Below are 564 nucleotides of genomic sequence, written 5' to 3'. Positions count from 1 at the left end.
ACGTTTGCCGATACTGACACTACTGTCAGCAGTTATGCTGGTGCCTACCTACGCACAAGCCGCTCTGCCAACAGCCATTCAGGCTGCGTTATCGCGTGCAGATCTGACAGAATCTGACATCAGCATCATCGTCACACCAATAGGGGACAAGAATGCCAGTCGTCTGCCTGCTCCTATTCAGGTGATCGATAGCAGTGATGTTGATAGTCAATCGATGCCGACGACACCATCTAACAATACGACTACCAATATGCCTACTGATAAGAACAGTAGCAGTCAGAAAGCGACTCAAAATAATAATAACTATGCCGCCAGTAATCCTGACCAACAAAGCGCATTGATTACTATTGAAAAGCGCACCATTGAACAGCACGAGCAGAAGATACACGATTATACTGATGATCCTTATACTTATCAGAGTGTGGAAAGCATCCCAACGGTAGTGCCTGACGAACAATCAACCCCTGCTAACGATGCCAATAACGCAGTGAGCACTGATAAAACTTCTATCAAAATCTCCTTTTCGCCGCTATTGAATCATCAACCTGATGTCCCTCGTACCCC

Annotated in this window: 1 pseudogene; it reads left to right on the top strand. The window is 46.1% G+C overall.

Annotation, left to right across the window (positions count from 1 at the left end):
* Positions 1-564, top strand: a pseudogene (locus tag ACS8FC_RS19770) (D-alanyl-D-alanine carboxypeptidase); the annotation flags it as partial.

The organism is Psychrobacter sp. 1Y4 (assembly GCF_051847555.1).
Note: the sequence above shows the minus strand (reverse complement) of the source record. Positions and strands in the feature narration are given on the sequence as shown.